The sequence below is a fragment of the Dietzia sp. DQ11-71 genome, from assembly GCF_014144995.1.
GTDB lineage: Bacteria > Actinomycetota > Actinomycetes > Mycobacteriales > Mycobacteriaceae > Dietzia > Dietzia kunjamensis.
The window spans coordinates 1-1,743 of the sequence record NZ_JAALDT010000467.1 but is presented as its reverse complement, the minus strand read 5'-3'; the positions used below and the strand labels follow the sequence as shown (position 1 = coordinate 1,743).

Sequence of the window (1,743 nt, the reverse complement as noted above, 5' to 3'; positions counted from 1 at the left end):
CGGGTCCCCTGCCACCGCGGCGCGCCGCTCCTCCATCGCCCGGCGGACGGCCTCGCCCCGGCGGCCGGCGGCCTCACGGCGCAGGGTCTGCTCGAGCAGGTGCTCCCACGTCTCGGTGTCGAGCAACTCGGCGTCCGTCGCGCCCGCCCCGGAGGGCAGACCGAAGAGGGAGTCCTCGTCCTCGGCCTGGACCGGGTCGGCGGCGGCACGGCCGCGACTGGGTACCAGTCGTCCGGAACCGCCGGAGTAGAGCGTGCGCGTCTGGGCCAGTGCGTCACCGGTGCGGCGGATGGGATTCCGCGACCGGATGAGCATCGGCGCGAGGACGAACAGCCAGACCACCACCAGCAGGATGATCAGCAGCGAGCTCGACATCGATCAGGCCTCCTCGAGCGTCTACCCCGACACGGGACGTCGTGGTGAGGTCCCAACCGTATCGGGGCCCGAGCCCCGTCCAGTGACGGCGCGCCGCAGGTCACGATGCTCAGGACATACTCAGACGCGCGGTCACGCGCGTCGCGCCAGACCCGCCTCCACGAGAGCCGCGACGGCGCCCCGCCCGTGCTCCTCGCGGGTCCGGGCCACGAGGAGGTGATCGCGCCACGCACCGTCGACGTGGAGGTAGCGGCGAAGCAGTCCCTCCTCGCGGAAACCGCACCGGTCCAGCACCACGCGGCTGGCGGTGTTCTCCGGCCGGACGGTGGCATCGACCCGGTGTAGCGCTCCCGGGCCCAATGCGTGGTCGACCCCCAGCGCCAGGGCGGCGGTGGCGACCCGGCCACCGAGGAAGGGCCGCCCCACCCAGTAGCCGATCCAGCCGGAGTGCAGCGCGCCGCGGACGATCCCGCCCACCGTGAGCTGCCCGCAGAAGCGGCCGTCCAGTTCGATGGCGGCGGGCAGACTCGCGCCGGCGCGGGCGTAACGCTTGAGCTGGGCGTGGATCGGGGGCCACGCGCGTGCGGAGTTGTTCTCGTGCCAGCGTCCCTCGAGGGTGGGTTCCCACGGTTCGAGGTGGTCCCGCTCGAACAACCGCAGCGCCGCCCAGTCCCGGGCGTCGCGGCGGCGGACCGGGCGCAGGGTCACGACCCCGGCGCGCACGCGTACCGGTCCGGCCTCGATCGGCCACCCGGGGCGGGTCACCGTGTCGGCGGCGAACGCGCTCCACGGGCCGCTCATGTCGCCGGCCCGGTCACCCGCGCTGGGCGAGGAACATCACGTCGACCTCGTCACCCGTACGCACCGCGGTGACGCCGGGGTCTATCACGACGAGGCAGTTCGCCTCCGCCAGCGAGGCCAGCAGGTGGGTGGACGACCCCTGGGCGCCGCCGAGGGCGCGGACGAGGTATTCGCCGGTGTCGGTGTCGCGCATCAGTTGTCCGCGCAGGTATCCGCGTCGACCCTCGACCGACGAGATCGGCGCGACGGTCCGTGCGCGGACGGTGCGGCGCATGGGCTGGCGCTTGCCGAGGGCGATCCGGATGAGGGGGCGGACCATGATCTCGAAGACGACCAGGGCGCTCACCGGGTTGGACGGCAGGAGGAAGGTGGGGACCTCGTCGCGTCCGAGCCGCCCGAACCCCTGGACCGACCCGGGGTGCATGGCCACCCGGTTGACCTCGATCTGGCCGAGCTCTGCCATGACCTGGCGGAGGCGGGTGGTCGCCTCACCGCCGGCGGCGCCCGAGACCACGACGAGCTCGCTGCGCACGAGTTGACCCTCGAGGACCTCGCGCAGGCGGGACG

The 1,743-nt window shown here is 73.6% G+C and carries 2 protein-coding genes and 1 pseudogene; all 3 read right to left on the bottom strand.

What is annotated here, in order from left to right:
- Positions 1-375, bottom strand: a pseudogene (locus tag G6023_RS14680) (gephyrin-like molybdotransferase receptor GlpR); the annotation flags it as partial.
- Positions 376-507: 132 nt separating this feature from the next.
- Positions 508-1,176, bottom strand: a complete 669-nt coding sequence (locus tag G6023_RS14675; RefSeq protein WP_182636203.1) for a GNAT family N-acetyltransferase — start codon at positions 1,174-1,176, stop codon at positions 508-510.
- 13 nt (positions 1,177-1,189) lie between these two features.
- On the bottom strand, positions 1,190-1,743 hold a 554-nt coding region (locus tag G6023_RS14670), incomplete at its 5' end, for a molybdopterin-binding protein (RefSeq protein WP_241727884.1).

Bases quoted from the DNA above. Each gene is read 5' to 3' on its own strand.
- G6023_RS14675 (WP_182636203.1), bottom strand. From the start codon at position 1,176: ATGAGCGGCCCGTGGAGCGCGTTCGCCGCCGACACGGTGACCCGCCCC.